Annotated in this window: 24 protein-coding genes; 15 read left to right on the top strand and 9 right to left on the bottom strand. The window is 57.1% G+C overall.

Annotated features, from left to right (window positions below; translation table 11 throughout):
* On the top strand, window positions 1-307 hold a 307-nt coding region (locus AAC01S_RS19335; RefSeq protein ID WP_217997842.1), incomplete at its 5' end, for a hypothetical protein.
* 225 nt (window positions 308-532) lie between these two features.
* Here the strand turns inward: AAC01S_RS19335 and AAC01S_RS14315 are convergent.
* The 3 genes from AAC01S_RS14315 to AAC01S_RS14305 form a co-directional block, all read right to left on the bottom strand.
* Window positions 533-967, bottom strand: a complete 435-nt coding sequence (locus AAC01S_RS14315; RefSeq protein ID WP_157071195.1) for a hypothetical protein — start codon at window positions 965-967, stop codon at window positions 533-535.
* A gap of 160 nt (window positions 968-1,127) precedes the next feature.
* Window positions 1,128-1,889 carry a peptidylprolyl isomerase gene (locus AAC01S_RS14310; protein WP_245630235.1) on the bottom strand — a complete coding sequence of 254 codons (762 nt, stop codon included), beginning with the start codon at window positions 1,887-1,889 and terminating at the stop codon, window positions 1,128-1,130.
* A 94-nt stretch (window positions 1,890-1,983) separates the two neighbouring features.
* Window positions 1,984-2,499 carry a DJ-1/PfpI family protein gene (locus tag AAC01S_RS14305; protein ID WP_067623740.1) on the bottom strand — a complete coding sequence of 172 codons (516 nt, stop codon included), beginning with the start codon at window positions 2,497-2,499 and terminating at the stop codon, window positions 1,984-1,986.
* Window positions 2,500-2,712: 213 nt separating this feature from the next.
* Here AAC01S_RS14305 and AAC01S_RS14300 point away from each other — a divergent pair, with 213 nt between their 5' ends.
* The 7 genes from AAC01S_RS14300 to folB all read left to right on the top strand — a co-directional run bounded on the left by AAC01S_RS14300 (window position 2,713) and on the right by folB (window position 8,980).
* Window positions 2,713-4,851 (top strand): ATP-dependent helicase, encoded by a 2,139-nt coding sequence (locus AAC01S_RS14300; protein ID WP_245630234.1) that lies wholly within the window; start codon window positions 2,713-2,715, stop codon window positions 4,849-4,851.
* A 66-nt stretch (window positions 4,852-4,917) separates the two neighbouring features.
* Entirely contained in the window at window positions 4,918-5,409 is a 492-nt protein-coding gene (locus tag AAC01S_RS14295; RefSeq protein WP_174520857.1) for a hypothetical protein, read from the top strand.
* A 147-nt stretch (window positions 5,410-5,556) separates the two neighbouring features.
* Complete coding sequence (locus tag AAC01S_RS14290) at window positions 5,557-6,162, top strand: GNAT family N-acetyltransferase (protein WP_083511824.1); 606 nt, start codon at window positions 5,557-5,559, stop codon at window positions 6,160-6,162.
* Window positions 6,163-6,292: 130 nt separating this feature from the next.
* Entirely contained in the window at window positions 6,293-6,541 is a 249-nt protein-coding gene (locus AAC01S_RS14285; protein ID WP_245630233.1) for a NifU family protein, read from the top strand.
* Window positions 6,542-6,688: 147 nt separating this feature from the next.
* Complete coding sequence (locus AAC01S_RS14280) at window positions 6,689-7,729, top strand: RluA family pseudouridine synthase (RefSeq protein ID WP_067623733.1); 1,041 nt, start codon at window positions 6,689-6,691, stop codon at window positions 7,727-7,729.
* A 4-nt stretch (window positions 7,730-7,733) separates the two neighbouring features.
* Entirely contained in the window at window positions 7,734-8,591 is an 858-nt protein-coding gene (locus tag AAC01S_RS14275) for a YihY/virulence factor BrkB family protein (protein WP_067623730.1), read from the top strand.
* The gene (gene folB / locus AAC01S_RS14270) at window positions 8,591-8,980 is read left to right on the top strand and encodes a dihydroneopterin aldolase (RefSeq protein WP_067623728.1); all 390 of its coding nucleotides are present in this window, start codon (window positions 8,591-8,593) and stop codon (window positions 8,978-8,980) included. Before AAC01S_RS14275 ends, folB begins: the two co-directional genes overlap by 1 nt.
* 6 nt (window positions 8,981-8,986) lie before the next feature.
* On the opposite strand, the gene AAC01S_RS14265 is transcribed toward folB, so the two are convergent.
* The 3 genes from AAC01S_RS14265 to AAC01S_RS14255 form a co-directional block, all read right to left on the bottom strand.
* Complete coding sequence (locus AAC01S_RS14265) at window positions 8,987-10,045, bottom strand: tetraprenyl-beta-curcumene synthase family protein (protein WP_245630232.1); 1,059 nt, start codon at window positions 10,043-10,045, stop codon at window positions 8,987-8,989.
* A 35-nt stretch (window positions 10,046-10,080) separates the two neighbouring features.
* The gene (locus tag AAC01S_RS14260) at window positions 10,081-10,482 is read right to left on the bottom strand and encodes a hypothetical protein (protein WP_157071194.1); all 402 of its coding nucleotides are present in this window, start codon (window positions 10,480-10,482) and stop codon (window positions 10,081-10,083) included.
* A gap of 63 nt (window positions 10,483-10,545) precedes the next feature.
* Window positions 10,546-11,601, bottom strand: a complete 1,056-nt coding sequence (locus tag AAC01S_RS14255; RefSeq protein ID WP_067623722.1) for a M42 family metallopeptidase — start codon at window positions 11,599-11,601, stop codon at window positions 10,546-10,548.
* A 143-nt stretch (window positions 11,602-11,744) separates the two neighbouring features.
* On the opposite strand from AAC01S_RS14255, the gene AAC01S_RS14250 reads away from it, so the two are divergent.
* The 3 genes from AAC01S_RS14250 (at window position 11,745) to AAC01S_RS14240 (ending at window position 16,591) form a co-directional block, all read left to right on the top strand.
* The gene (locus AAC01S_RS14250; protein ID WP_067623720.1) at window positions 11,745-13,265 is read left to right on the top strand and encodes a dynamin family protein; all 1,521 of its coding nucleotides are present in this window, start codon (window positions 11,745-11,747) and stop codon (window positions 13,263-13,265) included.
* Window positions 13,262-15,235, top strand: coding sequence for a dynamin family protein (locus AAC01S_RS14245; protein WP_067623717.1), 1,974 nt, complete (start codon window positions 13,262-13,264; stop codon window positions 15,233-15,235). The genes AAC01S_RS14250 and AAC01S_RS14245 overlap by 4 nt, the downstream gene beginning before the upstream one ends.
* Before the next feature lie 99 nt (window positions 15,236-15,334).
* The gene (locus AAC01S_RS14240) at window positions 15,335-16,591 is read left to right on the top strand and encodes a S1C family serine protease (protein ID WP_067623714.1); all 1,257 of its coding nucleotides are present in this window, start codon (window positions 15,335-15,337) and stop codon (window positions 16,589-16,591) included.
* A 49-nt stretch (window positions 16,592-16,640) separates the two neighbouring features.
* Here AAC01S_RS14240 and AAC01S_RS14235 read toward each other — a convergent pair whose 3' ends face one another.
* Together AAC01S_RS14235 and AAC01S_RS14230 are read right to left on the bottom strand one after the other, a co-directional pair.
* Window positions 16,641-17,105 carry a hypothetical protein gene (locus AAC01S_RS14235; RefSeq protein ID WP_067623711.1) on the bottom strand — a complete coding sequence of 155 codons (465 nt, stop codon included), beginning with the start codon at window positions 17,103-17,105 and terminating at the stop codon, window positions 16,641-16,643.
* A gap of 78 nt (window positions 17,106-17,183) precedes the next feature.
* Entirely contained in the window at window positions 17,184-17,771 is a 588-nt protein-coding gene (locus AAC01S_RS14230) for a sigma-70 family RNA polymerase sigma factor (protein ID WP_067623708.1), read from the bottom strand.
* Here AAC01S_RS14230 and AAC01S_RS14225 point away from each other — a divergent pair.
* From AAC01S_RS14225 to AAC01S_RS14215, 3 genes are all read left to right on the top strand, one after another.
* Window positions 17,766-18,398, top strand: coding sequence for a DedA family protein (locus AAC01S_RS14225; protein ID WP_067623705.1), 633 nt, complete (start codon window positions 17,766-17,768; stop codon window positions 18,396-18,398). The genes AAC01S_RS14230 and AAC01S_RS14225 overlap by 6 nt on opposite strands.
* A gap of 83 nt (window positions 18,399-18,481) precedes the next feature.
* A complete protein-coding gene (locus AAC01S_RS14220) occupies window positions 18,482-18,676 on the top strand; it encodes a hypothetical protein (RefSeq protein WP_067623703.1) in 195 nt (64 codons plus the stop codon).
* Complete coding sequence (locus AAC01S_RS14215) at window positions 18,618-20,207, top strand: recombinase family protein (protein ID WP_067623700.1); 1,590 nt, start codon at window positions 18,618-18,620, stop codon at window positions 20,205-20,207. Before AAC01S_RS14220 ends, AAC01S_RS14215 begins: the two co-directional genes overlap by 59 nt.
* Window positions 20,208-20,468: 261 nt before the next feature.
* Here AAC01S_RS14215 and AAC01S_RS14210 read toward each other — a convergent pair whose 3' ends face one another.
* Window positions 20,469-21,128 carry an SGNH/GDSL hydrolase family protein gene (locus AAC01S_RS14210; protein WP_067623698.1) on the bottom strand — a complete coding sequence of 220 codons (660 nt, stop codon included), beginning with the start codon at window positions 21,126-21,128 and terminating at the stop codon, window positions 20,469-20,471.
* A gap of 167 nt (window positions 21,129-21,295) precedes the next feature.
* On the opposite strand from AAC01S_RS14210, the gene AAC01S_RS14205 reads away from it, so the two are divergent.
* On the top strand, window positions 21,296-22,483 hold the full coding sequence (locus AAC01S_RS14205; protein WP_067623695.1) for a hypothetical protein: 1,188 nt from the start codon (window positions 21,296-21,298) through the stop codon (window positions 22,481-22,483).
* Window positions 22,484-22,599: the final 116 nt, after the last annotated feature.

Here is a 22,599-nt window from a genome sequence, read left to right as displayed (position 1 = left end):
CAGATTCCAACCTGTATGGGCTGGAATTTGTTTTTTATTTAGTATTGGGATCGAATCACCCGAGTCAAAATCAAATATGAGGAATGTAGGTGAGAACCCAGCGTTGAACGGTAAAGTAACTGTAGGTCAGCGTACGCCCGTGCCCAACGTCGATGGAAAACGTGTTGAGCAGGCAAACAGTCCTGTTGTTACCTATTACATGTCTGACGAGGAACTAGAGAAGTACAAGGCCATCAAGCCGCAGAAGAAGCAGGCTAGTTCCTATATACCTTCCAAAGGATCATCAGTTCGCGGATGGGGATGTTGACACTTTTGTCTGCGGACGTTCAAAGAGCCGGAATCTCTCTTCCGAGAAATTCCGGCTCTTTTCAGTGTTTGCCTGTCGTTCGTGGGAGGGTTCGATCACGCCGCTTTTTCGATGGCCGCTCCGCTCATGGTGCAACCAAGAAGCGCCGTGGGCGGATGGTTTCTTCGCTATCGCGCGGGCCAGGGTGATCGCCCTGGGCCTGCATGAGCCTGCGACGACGTCCTATCAACTGGCGGATCCGCTCGATCCCGACGTTTTCTCGAAATCGACGTACCCGCTCTTTGCATCGGATGCAACGAACAGGCGAACCGCTTGATAATTCGTGGAACCGAATCGGATCTTGCCCGAAGCCTGATACGTCGTGCCGGAGGCGGTTTTTGACAACGTTTTAACGCCAGGGAAGAGCATCTCTTCACGCCCGTTGTTGTACAGATTGGCCGTGTAGATAATCTGATTGTTTTCTTGGTGCTTTTCGAGATTCCACTGTTCGCCTTTTGCTGTACTCGGGATCGTTTTACTTTGAACGGCTATGCGAATCTGGCCATTGGCAAGTGTTTGGTAGTTGGCCGGCAACGGCACACTCCCGCCAAGTCTCATTTTAATCAGGGCGAAGGCGACGATAATCAGAATCATCCAGATATAATTGCGGCGATATTTCACGGAACGTCTTTCAACTCCTTATAGTGAATTTCTTGTGGTGAAATTTCCAAAGGTTTGGATTTTCAACTGGCTGTCAACCCTATGGCTCCAATCATACCCTGAACGAAGCGCTTGCCCAATTGGTATCGTTGGGAGCGCTTCGTTTCAGGACACATGGGACTCACTTGACCTGAATGTCGATGGATTCGATGTAGGCTGTCTCCAGCGGATAGCTTTGCTCCCCGCCCATATTGGGATTGGCTGTGACGGGAATCGACGCGATCTTCTCCACGACATTCATGCCAGAAACGACTTGCCCCAACTGTGAGTATGCCGGCTGAAGGTTGTTGCTGTCGTCCACAGTACATATGAAGAACTGGCTTCCGCCGCTGTTCGGCTTGCCCGTATTCGCCATGGCGACGATGCCTTTCGTATATGGTTTCAAGTGTTGAAACTCGTCCTTGATGGTGTATCCAGGGCCGCCTGTGCCGTTGTTGTTTGGATCCCCGGTCTGGATCATGAAATTCTTGATAATGCGGAAAAACTTGTCGTCGTGATAAAAGTTGTGCTCGGCGAGAAACACAAAGTTATTCACGGTAATCGGGCTTTGCTTGGCAAACAGTTGAATCGTGAACGTCCCGTAATTCGTATGTACAACGGCGTCGTACGTCTTGGACGTGTCAATCGTCATCTTCGGCGGGCTGGACCACCGCTGAGTCGTCGTGTGCAGCGTGGGACCTGCCCCTGAGGTATTGTTGGCGATCGCGTTATTGGCCGCCGCGTTTCCGCTTTCGTTCGCGGCATTGTCCGCGCTATTGGCCGCATTCGCCGTGTTGGCTGTATTGGCCGTATTATTGGACGAGTTGGGCGATCCACATCCGACCATGAGGGTGACGGCTGCAAGCACAGTACCCACGCTCATCGCATATTTGGTCCACTTCATTCGCAATTCTCCTCCTACGATGTGTATCATGCTTGTCCCATCATAGCATGACATGGCGTGTTTGGGATGATGGTGTCGAGGCGTTGAAATCCTGTCAGCTTCCAATGACAACGTGGCGGAAGATTTCGGCGGAAAACAGCCGGGGGTTCGATCCATCCGACGAAATGATATTGCTGTCGACCGTGATGGGACTCGGACAATGCACCGACGTTCGCAACAAGTGCGCGTACCGGCTGACCATTGCTTCGGGCGCGCTGTATTGAACGCCTCCGAGCAAATTGGCCGCCGCTACGCAGAGGACGCCTTCGCAGGACGTCGCGATCCAACCGCGCCGCGCGTCGAATTGTCTCAGGAAGCGGTGCAGCCGCAAATCTTCCCAGATTTCCGAGTGATAGTGTCCACCAGGAATGATGCATAGATGCAAATCCAGTGGAACCGCGTTTTGAATCGAATCGTCAGAGAGGATGCGCAAGCCTTCGCGGGTTGCCGCCGGGCGTCCGTCCAGCGTGAGGACGCGAAGACGCCATTCGCGGTAAGCAATCTGCTGCAACAGGGGCGACATGTCTTCGAGACAGCAGTTCGGAAGAGCGAGAAGCGCAGCCTTCATCATCACTCGTTCTCCTCGGGAATGCGAAATGGTTTGAGACATGTCTATCGTAGCAAAATCCTTGACCGTACGAAATGTTCCGACTGAAACGAACTCGGTGCAGAAACGACGACTGGGGTTTCCACAGACACGTGTTCCGTGGTAGCCTGTAGACTTGCGGAATCTTTACAGGTTCTCCAAACAAGTGTCAACGTGTCAAAAGGGGACGGGAAGACCATGCCGGAAGATACAATGGACTTGTTGAAAGGTCTGAATCCCGAGCAGCGGCAAGCTGTGCAGTGCACCGAAGGACCGTTGCTCGTCGTCGCTGGCGCGGGAAGCGGCAAGACGAGCGTTTTGACGAGGCGGATTGCCTATTTGATCTCGCATCGAAACGTCCCAGTCCACGAAATTCTCGCTATCACATTCACCAACAAAGCCGCGCGGGAGATGAAGGAGCGCATTCGATCATTCATTGGTTCGCGCGCCGACGACTTGTGGATGGGCACGTTCCACAGCATCTGTGTGCGAATCCTGCGGCGTGAAGCCGAGATCCTCGGATATACATCCAATTTCACCATTCTGGACAGCGACGATCAGCAAGCGTTGATCGCGCAGTGCCTGCTCGATTTGAATTGCGATCTCAAAAAGTTCGACCCAAGGCACATCGGCAGCCGGATCTCGACATGGAAGAACATGATGGTGGACGATCACGACATCGCTCGCATCAGTAAAGGCGACCTTTTGGAAGACGCTGTCGCCGCTGACGTCTATGAGTTGTATCAGGCACGTTTGTTCGGGGCGAACGCGATGGACTTCGACGATCTCATCATCAAGACCGTTCAACTGTTGAAGCGCGATGAGGAAGTCCGCAATCGTTACCAGAGCAAATTTAAATATATTCTCATTGACGAGTATCAGGACACAAACCAGGCCCAATACCAATTCGTGCAGACCCTTGCCCAGGTGCACCGCAATTTATGCGCCGTGGGGGATTCTGATCAGGCCATCTATGCATGGCGGGGAGCCGACAGCGAGAACATGCTGCGGTTTGAACGAGACTATCCGGATGCGACCGTGATTCTGCTTGAACGCAACTATCGGTCGACGGAGGCCATCTTGCGGGCATCAAACGAATTGATCTCGCATAATCAGAAGCGAAAAGAGAAATCGCTCAAATCCGTGCGCGGGCGTGGAGAAAACGTGGCCGTCGTCTGTTTGACGGACAGTGAAGCGGAAGCTGGATTCGTGGCTTCGCGAATCAAGGAGCACGTGGACAACGGCGGATCGTACGGAGACTGCGCCGTCTTGTACCGCGCCAACGCGCAATCCAGGGCGATTGAAGAAGCCTTGATGGGCGAGGCGATCCCATACACCATTGTCGGCGGTCTGACATTTTACGATCGCCGCGAGATCAAGGACATCTTTTGCTATTTGCGTGTCCTGACGAATCCGCGCGACGAGATCTCGCTCCTGCGGATCATCAATACGCCGCGGCGCGGTTTGGGCGATTCGACGGTCGGACGATTGCTCGATTATGCGCACAGCGAGGGGATCACCCTGTTTGAAGCGCTCGCGCAAGGCGAAAGCGTTGGACTGTCGCAAAAGGTCAGCGAGTCGGCCAGAAACTTTCACGAGCAGATGCAGGAACTGATGATGTGGATGGAAGGGATGACCGTCAGCGAGTACCTTGCCGAGGTTCTGCATGCCACCAAATATAAGGAAATGTATGCCGAAAGCGGGAAAAAAGAAGACTTGGCGCGTTTGGAGAACATCGAGGAGCTGTTCAGTGTGACGAGATCGTTCGATAAACGCCGAGCCGGAACCGTGGCCGAGTTTATGGCAGAGGTCAGCCTTCTGAGCGATGTGGACAAGGAGCGCGACAAGGGAAAGGGCACGGTTCGCCTGATGACGATGCACGCCAGCAAGGGCCTTGAGTTTCCGGTGGTCTTTCTCATCGGCTGCGAGGAAGGGTTGTTTCCACACCCGAGATCGATGGATGACGATCGCGCCGTCGAAGAGGAACGCAACCTCTGCTACGTAGGCATGACCCGCGCGATGGATCAGCTGTATATGACGTATACGGTGGAACGCACGTTGTATGGACAAGTTACCCAGCGCGATCCCTCCCGTTTCCTCACGGAATTGCCGGAAGAATGGGTGACGCGAACGGATTTGTCCGTGCAGAACAACACCGTGATCACGCCAGGCCTGCACGTCAAACACGTTCAGTACGGCGAAGGGGTCGTCTTGCATTTGGCAGCTGCGAAGGACGGCGGGGACGAACAGGTTCAAGTGATGTTCCACCCGTCGGTTGGAATGAAGTGGGTTGGCAAGAAAGGATTGCGACCAACAAGTGAATCCGTGGTACAATAACCACCGAACGAGATGGAAGTACGAATCCGCAAGCAGTTTGACGTCGAATACAGGGGGCACACTCGATTGAAGTACTGGATTATCTTTCTGGGTGTCATCGTTCTGTTGATTGTCGTGTATACCATTTTGTTCCTGTATGCACGCCGTCGGCAACGGGCATTCGATGAACAATATCTAGCAAACAAAGAACGCCACGAAGTGTTTGTGCTGAATAAGAAACGCGTGCGCGAAAAAGGCAACTCAGGTATCAGCAAGTACGTGCCTTTTCGCACCTATCAAGTGACGGGAAGAATTACGGTAGGACAGACCATGCGCGGCGTCAATATGAACCGGGTGACCAATGTCACGTTCAGGACGACCAAAGAGGAATACGACAAGATTGAGGTCAACCACAAGTACAAGATGGACATCATGGGTAACTACATAGGCAATGTGGTGACCGAGGTCGGCAGCAAACGGGCAAAAAGCGCGAAGCGTGCGCAACCGAAGCGCGCAGTGGGCGAAGCGTCGAAAGGGAGCCGATTTGGCCGATTGTTCGGCAGAAATCGCAACTCCTAAGCAAATCTTTGGCGCTTTCCGGAACCGATGCGCAAAAGAATAGGCACTTGCATAGGCTGTGGTGTCGACGATGGGCAATCGCACAGAGATCGTCCGAAACCTGATCAACGCATTCGGGCGCTCTTGCAGAGGGAGGTCGGACATCACATGCAGACGAACTCACTGAATCTGATGGTGAATTCGAAGAATGTGCCAAAGCGCAAGAAGAAGAAATCTGTCGTTCAGACGAAGGCCGTGAAAAAGCAGGCTGCGAAAAAGCCTGTGGCAGAGACCATCACGTATCGTCCACGGACGGCGCAGGACGACGCGTTTATCGTGTCGCTCACGCAATCGGAGCTGGGGGAGATCCATCAACAATCGTTCGGGCAGCCGTTTCCGGCGGAGCAGTTCCGGCGCTACATCGAATCAGGCGCGCCGACGGTCGTGATCGAACGAAACGGTAAACCCGTTGGCTACTATTCCTACCTGGTCAGTCCGGACGGGAAGATGCATGTCAGCGCGATGGTGATCGATCCCAAGCATCAGAACGCCGGCATTGGCAAGAAGGCCGTCGCAAAATTGGAGGAAGACGCGCGGAAGATGGGCGTTCACACGATGGAGGTCTTCGTCCAGGAGTCGAACGCGCAAAGCCTGGCTTTCGCACGTAGCCTCGGTTTTCGAGAGGTGTTTCGGGTTGAGCCCAACACCATTGGCTTTCACAAATACCTGGTGACGCCACAGACAGGACCGATTGCGCAGCCATCGTTTTTTTAATGGTTGCTCGCCGTCGAAGATCGCGGGTGGAATTGGCCCCGTGCCCAATCCACCCGCCATTTGGGTGCATCAGCCACTTGCATACGGGCTCCTAATCCGCGTATGCTAATACATATTGGGGGGATTGCAGATGTCTATGGAACAAACCGCCTCCACGGAAGATCTGATTCGAGAAGCATTGACATCCATCCGAGACGCGATTCAAATGGATGGTGGCGATGTGGAGTTTGTATCGTACGACGAGTTGACCAAAACGGCATTCGTGTCGTTGCAGGGCGCATGCGTAGGATGCCCGGCGAGTGTCATGACGCTCAAAATGGGTGTCGAACGCGCCATCAAGAAGGTTGCTCCCGAAGTGGAGTACGTCGAAGCCGTCTAACAGAGTTCTGTGAGCTTTTTCGGGCAACCTGTAACAGAGTCTCAATCAAAGCTATTGCGTAGCGTCACCCCGAGTGCCGTGGGCCTTCCGGGTGGCGCTTTTCCTTTTTTGTGTGAGTTTTGTGTGAATGAGCGAGGAGTGGAGTCTATGGATGCTGGATTTGCGCACGGCCTGTTGACCATCCGTTTGGACAAGCGCTGCGCCGATTGGCCGGTTGGCAGGTTTCTCGTTGAGCAACTCCAACTGCCGGACGGCTTTTCGCGTAAATTGTTCGCGCTTGGCGCCGTGAAGTTGGGGCAAAGAACGCTTGCGTACGACGATCCGCTTCGTGCAGGGGCCAAGCTCGTGCTGGACGCTGCCCGGCTCGTTCCATCCAGTCGGCATGCATCCGTGCACACTGCCGCACCCGACGCGGGCGAAACGATGGACGCGTCGACCGAAGAATCGGCAGGAGGTTTCCAGAGTGACACGCAAACGCGGACCGTGTCTGTCCTATATGAAGACGGTCATGTCCTCGTCGTCAACAAGCCGAGCGGCCTCATCATCCACTCTGACGACCCGGCCGAAGACACCTTGGACCGTCGGGTTGCGGCATATCTGCGGTCCGTGGGCAATCCGATTTTTGCCTTGCACGTCCATCGTTTGGACAGACAGACGACGGGAGCTGTCGTGTACGCGAAGCATCCCTTCATTGCGCGATCGCTCGACCTCCAACTGACATCCAGGCAAATGAGTCGGACATATGTTGCCGTCATGGCGGGGAAGCCTGTTCGAACGAAGGTGATCGATTACCCGATTGGACGGGACAGGCACCAAGCCGGACTCTATCGCGTGTCATCGACTGGCAAAGAGGCGCGTACATTGGTGAAGATGCTTCATCATCGTGTGCTGGGGGACAAGCACCTGTCGTTGCTTCGTCTTCAACTGGCGACTGGACGAACGCATCAAATACGCGTGCACACCGCCGCGATCGGGGCGCCGATTGTGGGAGATACGCAGTACGGCGGCATCCCGTCGATCCGCGCGTGGCCCAAGCCCGGCCAGATTGCCTTGCACGCTGTTCGCGTCTCCTTTTGGCATCCGTACGAAGAGCGCATATTGACCATCGGCGCGCCGCTTGACGAGGGTTGGAGACAATTTTTGCGGACAGAATGGAATATAGAAGAACTTGCCGAAGAGAGGACGTGAATGGATGGAGCAACGGGTCAGAACCATTGGCCTGTTCGTGAAGGGACTTGGCGTTCAAGTATTCAAACACGACATCGCATCGCTCTCGGCGAAGATTTGCTTCTATGCCATCTTCTCGATGTTCCCTCTGCTGATTCTCGTCATCTATGGAACGAGCCTCATCGTCCCGAACGAACCAGTCGTCAAACTGCTGTTGCAAGTGGTACAACCATATTATCCGGACGTCCCGAACGCGACGCAGTTTATCGAACGAAACTTGAATCATTTGGAAACCGTCGGTGCGCGCGTGAGTATCGTGAGCGGCGCCATGCTGATTTGGTCCGCGACCAGCGCGTTTATCGCGGTTCAGCAGTCACTCGACGAGATCTTCGAGATCGAAGAGCAGCGCTCGTTTGTGGCCCGCCGCATCGTCGCCTTCAGCATGCTGTTCATGCTCGTCACGGTGGCCGTGATTTGTTCGATCGCGCTGACTGTGTACCCGATCCTGGCCTCGCACGGTTCGTTTGGGCCGGTGTTCTTGACATGGGTGTCGCGCTTGCATGGGCTGACCCGGATCCTGTATCCGCTGTCGCTGTTTGTGACTTGTTTCGTCTTTTACCGCTTCCTGCCCTCGCGCAGGGTTGACATCAACAGTGTGATTCTTGGGTCGCTTGTGACGACGATTTTGCTCGATCTCGCTCGCACTTTGTTCGTCATTTACGCGAGTCACCTGGTTACATACCAGTTTATCTACGGCAGTCTGACCGTCGTCATTCTGCTGGTCCTGTGGATGTATGTCGCGCTCATCATTCTGTTGTTCGGCGCTGAAATTGCGGCCGCTGTCGAGAAGATAGCAAATGGCCAAAAGGAAGGAAATACGTGATGTCGGAAGCTGGAGATTGCCAAGCCAACGATGAGATTTCGTTGTGCGGCATGCAGTTCTATGGATACCATGGCGCACTTGCGGAAGAACGCGCGCTTGGCCAGCGGTTTGTCGTCAGTGTCTGGCTTCGCTGCGATTTGCGGGCTGCCGGAGAGCGGGACGACCTCAACCTGACGGTCAACTACGCCGAGGTCTATCAGGTGGTGCGCCGGATCGTCGAAGGGACGCCGAAGCGTCTGTTGGAGGCCGTCGCCGAGGACCTTGCTCGCCATATCCTCGAACATTTTTCGCCGGTTCAGTCGGTTGCGGTGGAGATTCAGAAACCCGGTGCGCCCATCGAGGGCGTATTCGATTCCGTCGCGGTGAAGATCAAGCGCCATCGACGCTGATTGAACTTAACGGATTCGCCGATAGAGACGGGTCGCCAGATAGAACAAAAACGTCGTCGGCCCAAACGTGTACAGCATGCGCCGGGCAGGACGGACGGATTGCTGTCTGTGGGCTTTCGGATCGGACAAGTACATACTCAGCAAGCCGTGGACGACATACTTGTGGATGCGCCCGCCAAATGGTATCTGGCGGGCCCTTCGTTTGCTTTCACGGGCAAAGTGAAGGATCCGGTCCCGCGCTTGTGCAGGCGTGTCGTAGCAGGCGACAAAGTTGAAATCGCCTTCGGACGCGTCTTCGTCGAGATCGATCAAATAGTCGAGCAGGATGTGAAGGCCGCATATCCACGGGAAGTACCGTCGATGCGCCGCCTCAATCGCCTCTGCCGCGACTTCTCTGGTGGCTGCCAGGAACAGGCAGAACATGCCAAGTGTCGATCCCGCCGCAGCCGCAAACTCGTACCAACGGATGCCGGGGAATTCTTCGAGATACGGCCTGCTCCATTCGATGAGGCGCTGCTGGCGCAAGGCCGGACTGATGTGTTTGTACTCCTGCAATTCGCTGTAACGGGCCACATACCACGAGACGGTGGGCTGCACGACATGGTAATACGGCAGCGTTTGCGCCGTGGTTTGGCAGCTCCGGACGAGATCGGCCAAGTAGCCGCCGTCGTCGGCCGGACCCCAGCGGGCGTAGTAGTCGCGCAACGGCGCTGTTGGGTTCACCGCGTCGCACATGCTCAGATGCAGTTGGCGAAATGTTTCGCCATCGAGAATCGCGCATCGATCGCAGAGGTTGTCCAAATAATCGCTGATCGTTTGCAGGGCCACGATGAGGCGGACCAGCGACGGCGCATATTCCTTGTTGGCCGCGGCGTAAACGGTGCCTCCGTCGGCGTGAAATTGTTTGTTGACGATGGAAGAGAGCGCCTGTCGGCGAAGTTCGTCATCGGGGATTTGTTCCGCGCGCGATCGCCAGTGCGCGAGTTCGGACTTCGTCATGGGCATGACATCGCGAAACAGTCTGAGGAGGAACAGGGTTGGTCTCGAAGGGGTTTGCACTTTCACCCTGGTGTCCTCCTTTGATCTGCGCTATTGGTTGCTCATTCCTTGTTCAGAATTTGATTAAAGGTCCCGACCCATCCGGCAATTTTTTTCGCACTATCCATGTTAACCCACTTGCCGACGTCCCATCCATTGGGACCAGTGGATTTGGCCGGTGCCGCAGATTCGGCCTTCGGCTGCGGCTTTGGCGCCTCCGCTTGCGGTTTGGCCGGAGCGCTCGTGTGGTGACCAGGCGCAAACGGGATCGGAGACTGGCTCTTCGGCCAGTGCGCAGGCGTGGTTGGCACGGAGGTGTGGCCTGCCTGCGTGGCTGGAGGCACGAACAATAGTCCGCGTCGTTTCGCGCCTTTGTGGACCATGCCGGCGAGTTCGCGCACCTTCTCGTCGTTTGCGACGTCGAATGCCAATCCGCCGAATTTGATGATGGAGTTTAACTGCACCGCGCTCACCCCCATACGACTCTGTATCCTATCGTATGATTGGCGAGCGCGATATCGGTATGGTTATCCGTCCAAGGCGTCAGACTGCAGATACGCGGCGATGAGGTCGAACGTGGCCCGCAAGGCGTCGATGTGGGTTCGTTCGTACGCGTGCGAATTGGCGACGCCCGGACCGATGAGGGCGTGCTTGACGTCGGCTCCGGCCCGAACAGCGGCGCTCGCGTCCGAGGAATAGTAGGGATAAATGTCGAGCGCGTACGGAATCTGGTGCGCGCGGGCGAGTGCGGTGAGGTGGCGGCGCAGGCCCTCGTGATACGGCCCGGATCCGTCCATGGGGCAAATCGACACGACGTGCTCATCCGTCTTCAGGCCGTCGCCGACTGCGCCCATATCCACGGCGAGATATTCGATCACGTCGTCCGAAATGTTTGAATTGCCGCCGAATCCAATTTCTTCATTCGTGCTGACGAGCACGTCAACCGCGTGCGGCAGGACCGTTTGCGACAGGCGAAGCGCTTTGAGCACCCCGAACAGGACAGCGACACTCGCTTTGTCGTCCAAGTGCCGGCTCTTGATGTAGCCCGTTTCCGTTTGTTCCACGCGAGGGTCCCATGCGACAAAGTCGCCAACCTCGATACCGAGCGCGCGCACTTCATCGGCATTCTTGACACGGGCATCCAGGACGATCTCCATATTGTCGTCGGTGCGCTTCGTGTTTCCGACTTCACGGTTGACGTGCACCGACGTGTTGTGGAGCAGGATGGTTCCGGTGACGGTACGGCCATCGCCGGTCAGGATTGAGCAATATTCGCCTTCGACCGTGTTCCAGGCGTAGCCTCCGATCCGATGTACGCGCAGCCGGCCGTTGGCCAGGATTTCCTTGACCATGCCGCCCAGCGTGTCGACGTGCGCTGTGAGAAAACGCCTGCGCGATTCGTCGGCGCCGGGGATGCGCACGAGTAACGCGCCTTTGCGCGTACGTTCCGGGGCGTACCCCAACGCGGCGGCTTCCTGTTCCAGCAGACGAATCACTTCGTCCGTGTGGCCGGTGGGAGAAGGAGTTTTCAGGATTTGCACAAGCCAAGTCAAAACGTCGTTCGAAACAGATGCCCAATCCATCGTCGTCAGTCCTCCATAGCTTGCCGAATCGTTGCATTCCCAATCATTGCTTCATTGTAACACACGACCTTCTGCAGACCCGTGCAGGGTTCGGCCATTTCACGTATGATGTAGCAAGAGAAACGCTAGGAGAAAGGAAGTCCGTGGGCAGTGTGCTGAAGGTATCGGAACGACTGGAACATTTGCATCGTCAGTACGAGCAATTGGCTCGTTGGATAGAACAATCAGGAGATTCATCGTACGCGGATCGCATCCGCAACTTGTTGAACGCAGCGGAAACCGAGGAGGGCCATTCCGCCGTGATCGCGTTCTGCGGCCTCTTTTCGGCGGGCAAATCGAGCCTGATCAACGCGTTGACGAAGCGCAACCAGTTGGCCACAGGCGCGGTGCCAACGACCGCCGAAGTCGCCGAGGTGCGGATGTCGGGCCCGCGCGGACCTGTGGCATTGTTGGACACGCCAGGTGTCGATTCCACCGACGAGCGTCATCGCGAGGCGACGATGAACGCCTTGTACCGCGCGGACGCGGTGGTGATCGTTGCGGATTACCAACACGTTGAGGCGGAAGAAAATCTTGAACTGTTGAGAATGTTCGTCGATGAGGGGAAACCGTTAGCCTTCGTGGTGAACCAGATAGACAAGCATCTGGATGTCGAGCTGCCGTTTGAGCGGTTTGTTCAATCTGTGGAGGAAGTGCTGGCCGACTACGGCGTTGAGGAAGCCCGGATCTTCTTCACGTCCACGCTGCAAACGCCGCACAATCAGATCGACGAACTGGAGGCGTGGCTGCTGGGCTTTGCCGAGGATGAGGCGAGCGGAAGCGACGCGTTGGAACGAAAGTTGTTCGATGTCGCGAAGGCGGCAATTTGGGATTGGGCTGCGCCCGAGATTGACGAGGCGGCCGCGAGTGTCCGTGCGTATTTTGGCTATGTGCCGATGTCGGATGAGGAAGCCAGTCACATGGCGGACCAAGCCCGGCAGCGGTGGACGGAAGCGCAAGCGAAATGGGAAGACGCGCGACAAGCGGACGAGCGTCGCCGCCAAACGATCCGCGAGAAATGGATGCGGCTCGTCGAGCTGGCGCAGATTGCGCCGTACGAGACGACCGAAAAGGGCCGGATGTACATCGAGAGTCTGCGTCCGGACTTTAAAGTCGGTTTCTTTCGGGCTCAGAAGAAGACGGAAGACGCGCGCAGACAGTTTGCGGAAGCATTTGCCGAGGATTTGCGGACTCGGGTGGACAACTACCTGCTGATACCGCTGCGCAATCAGGTCTCCGACGACATTCGCCGGGAAGGGGAGCTTCCGGCGGACGTTCAACAGTCGTTTGTGGACCAAGTGACCGCCGTTCAGGTGGATGTCGATTTGCCATTCGTGGAACAGCAGGTGAAGCAAGGCGCTTTGGTGTCGTCGCAGTATCCGTACCAGTACGTCAAAGACGTCGTTGGCAAAACTAAGCGGCTGGTGCTGGGCCAACTGACGCCCATTGCCGACGCCTGGATGGAGCGCGCCGAGAAGGCTTTCGAAGAGGCTCACGAGGCGTTGCGCGAAGAGGTGGAACTGGCCCAAAAGCGTTATGAGGCCATTGATCGTTTGCTTGAGGAGCGGCAGCGAGTTCAACATGTGATCGATTCTGTCGCAGCAGGAGAGGTGCCATCGCGATGACAAACGGGACTCGATTCGCGAAACATGTCGCGTTGTTGCGCGACGTGCGCGAACATGTGGATCAAAGGCTTGGAACAGAAGTTCGGGAATTGGACGACGCGATTGCGCGGTTGACGGACAATCGGATGATCATCGCCGTGTTTGGGGCGTTTTCAGCCGGCAAATCGTCGGTTCTCAACGCGATGCTGGGAGACACGTTGCTGGCTGTCTCTCCGAGTCCGACCACGGCTGCTGTGACCGAGCTTCGACAGGCGGATGGCGGCGAAACGGCCATTGATGTCCAGGCCAAGACGGTTGAAGAACTGTGGGCGGACGTTCGCGGCGCTTTGGAGGAACTGCACGTATTTGCCTCGGATTTGGCCGACGGGATCGCAAAGGCGCGCGAACTTCAGGCGAAGGACTATCCAACCGCTCTCCGGCGGCACGTGCGATTCCTTCAAGCAATCGCCGAGGGGTACGACGCCATGAAGGATCGGTTGGGCCAGACGTGGCGGACGTCGAGAGAAGCGCTGCATCAGTTCAGCGCCGACGAGCGCTATGCCGCGTACGTCTCGCGCGTCGACGTGTCCACACCGAACGAGTTGTTGAGCCGCGGTTTCGTATTTGTGGATACGCCCGGTGTCGACTCCATCCACCGCCGGCACACCGATATCGCGTTTCGGTACATGCGTCACGCGGATGCCGTCGTGTTCGTCACCTACTATACCCACGCCTTCACACAGGGCGATCGCGACTTTCTCCTGCAGCTATCCGGTGTGCAGGACGTCGAGGAGACCAACAAACTGTTCACGGTCATTAACGCGGTCGATCTTGCCAAGTCCGACGACGAACGCCTCGCCGTTCGCGAGCGCGTCGAAAAGGAACTGCGGCGGCTCGGGATCCGTTCACCGCGAGTCTACGAGATCTCGGCGCAGATCGCTCAAGCAGGCAGACAACTTGCCAAAGATCTCACGGACGAGCGGGCTGTCGAGATCGTCAAGCGTCGGCTCGCTGGCGCAGTGGACGATCATTGGGCTCCAACCCAAGACACGCCGGTCCAACTGCTCAATCAGTCCGGGATGCTTTCGTTGGAGGGCGACTTGGTGGACTTCGTGGAAACCGCATCGGAGACCTTGGCGGCCGACGCGGTGAACCGGACGTTGAGCCGTCTTCGCGATCGCGTCGAAGCGATGATTCTCACCGAGCGGATGCGACATGCGAAGAACAGCGAAGATCGCGAAAGTTACTTGGCATCCTTGACGGCGCTGTCGCAAGAGTGGCAAGCGCAGTTGGCGAACGGCGCTGTGTCCGCGATGGCCGAGGATATGGCGAGATCGCTGGAGGAGCTGATCTTTCACGCGGGGGAACGCATTCGCCTTCGCTATCGAGAACTGTTTCGCGGCGCGTTCCACCCGGGGCGCTTCCGGATTGGCAAGCCGTCCGACAAGCTGCGCGAGGCCAGCGACGAATTGTTGGAGACGGTGGATCGCCAGGTGGACATCGAGATCCGAACCTTCGCGCTTCGAGCGGAGTCTCACGCTAAACACGTTGTGCAGGACCTGGTCGATCGCTGCAATCAGCAGCTGGCCAAGGTCGGGATCGCCGGGATTGACGCCGAATCTGCCTTGGGGGACGCGAAGATTGTCCCGGAGGCGGTCCACACGAGCGTGTCCCGCGACGTACTGAACCCGTATTTTCGCCACTTTTCGTCACCGAAGCAATTCTTCGAAGGGCTTGGGGCCGAAACGATGATGGCGGAGTCTGAACAGGCGGTCATGGCGGCGGCGAAGGCGAATCTGGGGCGTGTGGCCGGACGTGTTCTCGAGGATGCAAAGACTGTTTTGGCCGCATCGCTGCAAGCTCTTTACCGCGACGCGGTGCAACGGGTTGCCGAAGCGATTCGGCGCGCGCAAGAACCAGCGAAGGAGAACGCGCTCGATGATTTGATCAGGCTTAAGGCGTATCTTGACCAGAAGATGCTGAGCGTGTAGCGGGTTGCGGCCTGTCATAGGACAAGCCAAGTTGTTGTCCCTGCGGACCTTTCGGTAAAATACAGTTATGACAAGTGCGAGGGCAGGGGGAGTGCGCTGATGAGGCGACGCTATGACGACTACGATGGATGGCCGAAGGAACGGCGTCGAAGGGGCGCGGCGGCTGTGCTCATACCGAGCATGGTCGTGGGGTTCGCCGCCTTTTACGTCGCTGGTATTTGGACGGGTGCAGCCTTCACACACTCCAGCCAACCGAAAGTGGTATATATTCCACAAGCGCCTTCGGACAGTGCCGGCGGATCGCAAAGCGCGAACGGTAAAACCGATGCCTTACCGGATATCGATGGGACGACCATTGTAACGGAAATCTACAATCGTGTAAAGAACAGCATTTTCACGATCACGGCAGTCAATCAGTCACAATCGTCGGGGCAGGACTCGTCCGAGGAAGACGTTGGAACCGGCTTCTTGATTGACCGTCAAGGCGACATCGCCACGAACGCGCATGTCGTGGGCAACGCCAAGACCGTCGAAGTCACGTCTGGCAATACCAAGTACACCGGGCGCGTGTTGAACACCGATACGCTCGACGACTTGGCCATCGTGCGCATTGACGCACCGCCATCCCTGCAGCCGTTGCCTTTGGGCAGTTCCAAATCGCTCCAACCGGGCAACTTGGTCATCGCCATCGGTAATCCGTTCGAACTGACATCGAGTGTGTCTTCTGGCATTGTCAGCGGTCTGAACCGTTCCATGGCCGAAACGGACGGACATGTGATGAACGGCATGATTCAAACGGACGCACCGCTCAATCCAGGCAACTCGGGCGGGCCTTTGCTCAACGCGGCTGGGCAAGTCGTCGGCATCAACACGTTGATTGAGAGTCCCATTGAAGGCTCCATCGGCATTGGCTTCGCGATTCCTATCGACAAGCTGGTCGAGCTGAAATCGAAGTTGATTTCCGGCTCTACCATTCAGCACGCGTGGCTGGGAATTCAAGATATGTTCGACGTGGACAGCTTGATTCAACAGCAACTCCACTTGCCAGTCGGTTACGGCGTGTACGTGACGCAAACCACGAAAGGAAGTCCAGCTGCCAAAGCGGGGCTGCGCGGCGACAGCAATGCCACGCAGTTTGAAAACGCTGCGGCGAACAACAGCACATCCAGCACGAGCATGCTGAAAGGCGACGCGGACATCATCATCGGCATCGATGGCCACAAGGTGACCTCCATCGATGAATTGACGCAGTACATCAACCAGGATGTGCCAGGGCAAGTGATCACGTTGAAAATCGTTCGAGGGCAAAAAACCATCGATGTGAAGGTGACCTTGGGGCAGTGGCCCGGCCAATAAACTCGGACAACACATGGGAGCACATTCGAGCGCGAAGACCGGGTTCCGGTCACGCGCTCTGGTTCTGCTCAGACAATTGGCGAAGGGTCTTCAAGAATTGATCTGGAACGACATACGAATGGCCGTTATAGACGAAGAGCAGGACGTTGGATTGGGTTTTGACAATCTGGATTTGCGTCGTTTCATCCGATGACTGCAGAAGCAGCTCATCCGCGTCGGTCGCAAAGGCGCTTCCGCTTCCGTGGTACAACTTCGCGCTGGCAATCAGTTTACACAGCTGGACGATGCTCGACCGATCCGATATGGTGTATTCGCCGTTCAGTCCATCCGATATCTCATAAGGCTCGAGGAGAACCTGATCGATAGCCGACACGTTGAAGGTGGAACCGAGCATGGTCAGCTTCACATGCTGCTGGTCGTAGTCGAACAGGCCAATGGCCCCAAACAGTACGACGAGCAAAGTTGGAACCAAAATACGTGGAATGGACGTTCCTGTCCTTCGTCTGTTATACATTTCATCACACCTCGCACGACCTTATCTCTATTATAGATGAGGTCGCGCGATGTTGGGGCGTATTGGGGAAGATAAATTCTACCGTTGGGTTCGAGATCTGAGATAGGACTTTTTCCGCTCCTGGCCCACGTACGATTGATGGAACATTTTCAGGAGTGCGCGTTTCTCCAAACGAGACACGTACGATCTCGATATTTCAAGCGAGTCTGCCACTTCGTTCTGCGTCCATTCCTGACCGTCGACCAGTCCAAAGCGCAGCTCGATCACGCGGCGTTCACGTTCGTCCAGCACGTCGAGGAGTTTCTTCATCCCGCTGATCTCCAACCGACGGCTGACTTCGTCTTCCGTCGAGTCACTCTCTGAAAAGAGGATGTCTCCGATTGTGATCTCGTTGCCTTCTTTGTCAGTCCCGATGGGCGAGTACAGCGATACGTCTTTTCGCATCTTTCGCTGCGCCCGCAGCTGCATCAGAATTTCGTTTTGAATGCATCGCGCGGCGTACGTGGCAAACTTGGTACCTTTGGTCGGCTGGTACGTATCGACCGCTTTGATGAGCCCTACGGTGCCGATGGAGATGAGGTCATCTTGATCGATGCCGGACGTATCAAACTTCTTGGTGTTTGATACACGATCACCGTTCGACGGCAGAGGAGCGATTTTGTGCATATTCAGGCCATTATTCAGCACTTTGGCTATATCGGTGTGTTCTTCATCGTTTTTGTAGAAGCCATCGGATTTCCTTTTCCCGCAGAAACCACGTTGACTTTGAGCGGGATAGAATGGTCCAAAGGTGTATTCCACCTCGCTCCGCTATGGGTGGCCGGGTGTCTTGGAAACATCGTGGGATCGGCCATCGCATACATGATTGGACGTTACCTAGGACGTCCCATCGTGCTTTACTTTGGCAAATACATAGGTATCACGGGCCCGCGCCTGGACAGCGCAAACGCCCGCTTTCAAAAATACGAATCAGCCGTCGTCGTGATCGGCAAATTCATCGCGGGGATTCGGATCCTCATTCCGTATTTGGCGGGTATCAACCGCATGCGGCCCATCCTATTTTTCCCTTTGAATATTTTGGCCGCGGTGGTCTGGGCAGGCACGTTCCTCATCGCCGGACGGTACATCGGCAAACTGTTTGTTCACGTCTGGCCGTTCCTGAAAGGGCACATCGTCCTGTCGATCCTGCTTTGTTTGCTGCTCATCGCGTTGTTCGTCGCTTTCCGCATCTGGGAGCACCGGCACCAGAAGCGAGCCGAAGGCGATTTCAAGTCGCCGCCCGAGAACAAGTGAACGTTTTTACACTGCTGAAATTGGTCGATCCGTTGTTGGACGACACCCCTCGCGCATAAACCGATGCTGAGGGGGTGTTCACAATGGAACGGCCAATTTTTGTTTCGCTGTCGAACACGGATGAAGTGCTCGCCGAAGACGAAAGTTTGGTCGTGCGGGAATTGATTTGGTCCGCGATGGAGGCATGGAGGCGATTGTCCGCGACGGGAGGGGAACGCGATGGCGACGGCAATCTACACGCGCGTTTCGACGGGGCTGCAAGCGACGGAAGGGCATAGCCTGGATGTTCAATTGGAGCAGTGCCTCGCCTACGCCGAACGGCTCGGCGTCCCGGCGGGCGAGATTCGCGTGTTTCGCGAGGCGGGACAATCTGGGGAAGACATGGATCGGCCAGCGCTGACGCAGTTGCTCGATTGTGCGTCGAGCGGGCAGATCGAGCGCGTTGTGGTGAAACATCCGGATCGCCTCTCGCGCAACGTGTCGGACAAGGCCATCATCGTGCGAGAACTTCAGAAGCATGGGGTGGATCTCCATTTCGTCGACGTCCCGAACTGGAACGAGTCCGATGAAGCCGTCCTTCTGTTTCATATCATCAGTTCGATCGCAGAGTACGAACTGCGCCAGATCCGCCGACGCACGCTTTCCGGCAAACTGCGGGCGGTGCGCGAAGGGCAAGTGATGCCAAGCGGCATCGAACCTTACGGGTACAAGTACGAGGAAGGCAAACTCGCGGTGATCGAGGAGGAGGCGGCGGTGGTTCGTCTCATGTACAGGTGGTATGGCCTGGATGGGCTCAGTTTTCGCGAGATCGCGCGCCGCTTGGACGCGTTGGGGACGCCGACGAAGACGCGCAAATCCACGCGCTGGTCGCATGCCACCGTGGCCAACATCATCCGCAACCCGCTGTATGGTGGCACGCTGATGTACAACCGTCGCATTACGCGCAAGGTCCGCGCGAAGGGACGGATCGAATCCACGCGCAGTGTGGCTTCGCGCAAAAGCGTGGATGGCCGCGGAGGGCGACGAAGGCAGGTCGTCGGCTGGCGGGCCCCTGGCGATTGGATCGCGATCCCGGTGCCAGCCATTGTCGATCAGCCCACGCTGGAGGCGGTTTCGCGCCGGAGTGGATCGACCGCGCGTCGCGGGCCCCGATTGGCGGCGCACCTGCTGTCGGGCAAATTGATTTGCGCCCATTGCCACCAAACTTGGCAGGCCGTTGCATCTCATTCGGTAAGCGGCGGATATCGGTATCGCCGCCCCGCTGAACGGAGTCGGAGCCAGCCTCGTTGTCCGCACGGGTGCAAGCGGGTGAAGGCCGACGCCCTCGAGGACGCCGTATGGCTCGCGGCGATCCGGACGCTGCTGGGATCGCGCGTTTGGGAGGAAGCTTGGGCGCGTATGCGGATCGACGAATCCCGCATTGCGGACGACATCACCAGTCTCCTGGCTCAGCGCGATCGACTGCAAGCCCAGGAAGAACGATTGGCCAACCTGTACGCATATGGCGATCTCGATGAAGTCGCCTACCGCGGCAAGCGCTCGGAACTGGCAGGCCAACGGGATCGACTGGGCGAGGAACTGCAGGCGCTTGAGTGGCGGCTCCTGCAGGCGAAGGAAGAGCGCGTGTCACTTCGGCGCGACATCGAGGCCTGGTTCCTGGGAGAGCCCGGGCAGGCCGCGTCAACGCACGTGCCACTGGAGTTGAAGCGGCGATTTGTCGAGGAGCTGGTCGATCACGTCGCCCTCGACGCCTCGGGCCCCGACATCCGCCTGACCATCGTGGCGCGTTTCCCGGCAGGCGAACGGTGACGATGTCGCAAACACCTTGGCGACATGTGCGACCAGACGAAGATTGTGTTCGACAAGGATGTCGTGAGCCTGTTTATCTCCGTGGTTTCTCCAAAGTTCGAAGTAGTGTTGCTCGTCCTCTTTGTCGAGCGGTTGAGGAAACGACTGATTGACGAAGCCAGTGACTAACACGATGTCTCGAAGCATGGAGACAGCAAGCGCAAGTGACAGCAAGGGGCGTTCACCTCCGACTGTGAAAAGGGCGATGCGCCCTAGCCTATGTCAGCGCGCGACGAAAGGTGCCACGATGCCTGCTAACCCATCGGCGATGACGCGATGTCCCAAGTTGTTCGGATGAACCGGGATCGGCCGATACACGACGTCGCGCAGCCTGCCTGTTCGGTATCCGGCGATCAACTCGGCCTGACGGCCCGCGAACCAATCGGCCGTGGGGACGACATGCGCACCGGCGGAGGCGGCCACCGAGGCAATCGTTTGGTTGAGAAGACCGACGCCTTCGACCGCGATCGCGCTGTTGGGGAACGGATTGTATTGCGTACAGACGAACATGGGCGCGTACGTGGCAGCTCTTACTTCGGCAATGGTGCGTCGCAAGAAGACGCCGTACAGCTTCAGCGAGCGTTCCAGCGTCATCGCCACGCGCGGCCCGCCGGCTGCCGCGAGTGCGGCCTGGGCGAGATCGTCACCGCCAATCCAGACGATGACCGCCCTCGACGTGCGCAGCGGCATCGCGCTGTTCTCCAAAATGGCGAAGGACAGATCGCGACTCGTCCAGCCTGGCTGAGCCAACACTTTGCCACATACGCGCTCGCCGCGCAGGCCGGCACCTAACCGTCGAGCCAATACACTGGGATATGCGAAACGAGGTTGACTCGCGCCCTCGCCGTACGTGATGGAATCGCCCAACGCGACAAAATGCATATGGCTGTCTCCTTTCAGGCCCACCTAAGCCGAATCCGCATGCGGCCCATGAGCATGTGTGTCGAATCCGCATAGGATGGCTAAGGATTCCGTATCGTCCTATTGAATGCAAGGCCGTCTATCAAAGAGTGGGTACGGGTCTACACCAGACGAAGGGAAGTTGAGAAATGGCCGTTCAAGCGAAGAACGTTTACCTGTACGCCGCGACGACGGGCGATTACGCAAAATGTCTCGCCGCAGCGAACGTCGCAGGCATTCCATACTCGAATTGCCTCGGCGATTTTCAACAGGCTTGGAAAATCACCGCAGAGGCTACGACGCTCTTGATTGCGGTCGGCGGAGCCGCGCTCTATGCGCTCTACTACAATCCCTGCGATTGGCCGAATCCAAGTTCCATGCCAGGCGGACACACTCCGTTTGAATTGGAGCCGTCTGGGACGGGTATTGACGTCGCGCGCGCCAATTACGTGGTCAACGCGGCTGGGTCCACCAGTCTCGACAGCCTCACGCTCGCCGTCATGCTTTCCTATTACGCTGTGCACGGCGTGTTTCCGCACGGCTATCGCACCTTGCCGCAGCAAGAGGTCCCACAGAGCGTGTGCCCCAAGCAAGCGACGCCGACCGTGAACACCATCACGGTCAACACATCGGATCCAACCACACAGCCGACCCGCGTCACCACGCCTTCCGTTGGCGTGTACGCTTCGATCACGTCGGAAAGCGAAGTCGTCACAGCCCTCCAGCAAGGGTGGCCTGGCATTGCCGTAACAGCCGCGTTAGGCACACAGAAGGCGCCATACACCGCGGTTTTGACGGGATCGCCAGACGTCATTGTCGCACGCGCCTTGGAAGCGCAGTCGTCATCCGCGTGGTGGCTCTCGTTTTGGACGGTCAGTTGGCCGGACTCAGGCACGACCTTCCAGCAGGCGGGCTATGACGGCGGCGTGTACGCGGCTCAGCAAATCGCCAAATACCCAGGTTCGCGCCGCCCCGACTACGTCATCCTCGATCCCGAAGGCTACAACACACCCGCCACGACGTCCCAGGAATTCATCGATTTCATCAACGGCTTCGTTGAAGGTGTGAAAGCCACCGATTCCAGCTTGACCCCCGCGTTTTATGTAAATCAATCGCAATATGAGACCTTCGGCTTGAGCCAACTTGCCGTCCCGGCCTTCATCGCGATCGCGCCCATCGAAGGCAACAAGCCAGCCGTCTCCGGCGGCAACATCGAAGGCTACATCGCCTACTACGCAACCTGTCCGGCAGCGACGGACGTCGCCCAGGTGAAGTCTTGGGGAGCGCGCTACAACACCGTGCAATTCCGCGACAGCGGCATCGACTGCGCACCGTGACCGCAAAGGCGCGGGGCGTGTGCCCTGAGCCGCGTAAGGGACAAAAATACCGCAATGGAGGCGAGGTGGCGCAAGGGGGCCGGTTCCCTGAGCCGCGTAAGGGACAAAAGTACCGC

Origin of the sequence: Alicyclobacillus acidiphilus NBRC 100859 (assembly GCF_001544355.1) — a bacterium.
Classification (GTDB): domain Bacteria; phylum Bacillota; class Bacilli; order Alicyclobacillales; family Alicyclobacillaceae; genus Alicyclobacillus; species Alicyclobacillus acidiphilus.
This window is presented reverse-complemented; position numbering and strand designations above follow the sequence as displayed.

Coding starts and splice junctions, on each gene's coding strand:
- AAC01S_RS14240 (WP_067623714.1), top strand. CDS start 15,335: ATGAGGCGACGCTATGACGACTACGATGGATGGCCGAAGGAACGGCGT.
- AAC01S_RS14215 (WP_067623700.1), top strand. CDS start 18,618: ATGGCGACGGCAATCTACACGCGCGTTTCGACGGGGCTGCAAGCGACG.
- AAC01S_RS14230 (WP_067623708.1), bottom strand. CDS start 17,771: ATGCACAAAATCGCTCCTCTGCCGTCGAACGGTGATCGTGTATCAAAC.
- AAC01S_RS14275 (WP_067623730.1), top strand. CDS start 7,734: ATGGAGCAACGGGTCAGAACCATTGGCCTGTTCGTGAAGGGACTTGGC.
- folB (WP_067623728.1), top strand. CDS start 8,591: ATGTCGGAAGCTGGAGATTGCCAAGCCAACGATGAGATTTCGTTGTGC.
- AAC01S_RS14310 (WP_245630235.1), bottom strand. CDS start 1,889: ATGAAGTGGACCAAATATGCGATGAGCGTGGGTACTGTGCTTGCAGCC.
- AAC01S_RS14280 (WP_067623733.1), top strand. CDS start 6,689: ATGGATGCTGGATTTGCGCACGGCCTGTTGACCATCCGTTTGGACAAG.
- AAC01S_RS14305 (WP_067623740.1), bottom strand. CDS start 2,499: ATGATGAAGGCTGCGCTTCTCGCTCTTCCGAACTGCTGTCTCGAAGAC.
- AAC01S_RS14255 (WP_067623722.1), bottom strand. CDS start 11,601: ATGGATTGGGCATCTGTTTCGAACGACGTTTTGACTTGGCTTGTGCAA.
- AAC01S_RS14210 (WP_067623698.1), bottom strand. CDS start 21,128: ATGCATTTTGTCGCGTTGGGCGATTCCATCACGTACGGCGAGGGCGCG.
- AAC01S_RS14300 (WP_245630234.1), top strand. CDS start 2,713: ATGCCGGAAGATACAATGGACTTGTTGAAAGGTCTGAATCCCGAGCAG.
- AAC01S_RS14235 (WP_067623711.1), bottom strand. CDS start 17,105: ATGTATAACAGACGAAGGACAGGAACGTCCATTCCACGTATTTTGGTT.
- AAC01S_RS14290 (WP_083511824.1), top strand. CDS start 5,557: ATGCAGACGAACTCACTGAATCTGATGGTGAATTCGAAGAATGTGCCA.
- AAC01S_RS14245 (WP_067623717.1), top strand. CDS start 13,262: ATGACAAACGGGACTCGATTCGCGAAACATGTCGCGTTGTTGCGCGAC.
- AAC01S_RS14285 (WP_245630233.1), top strand. CDS start 6,293: ATGTCTATGGAACAAACCGCCTCCACGGAAGATCTGATTCGAGAAGCA.
- AAC01S_RS14220 (WP_067623703.1), top strand. CDS start 18,482: ATGGAACGGCCAATTTTTGTTTCGCTGTCGAACACGGATGAAGTGCTC.
- AAC01S_RS14205 (WP_067623695.1), top strand. CDS start 21,296: ATGGCCGTTCAAGCGAAGAACGTTTACCTGTACGCCGCGACGACGGGC.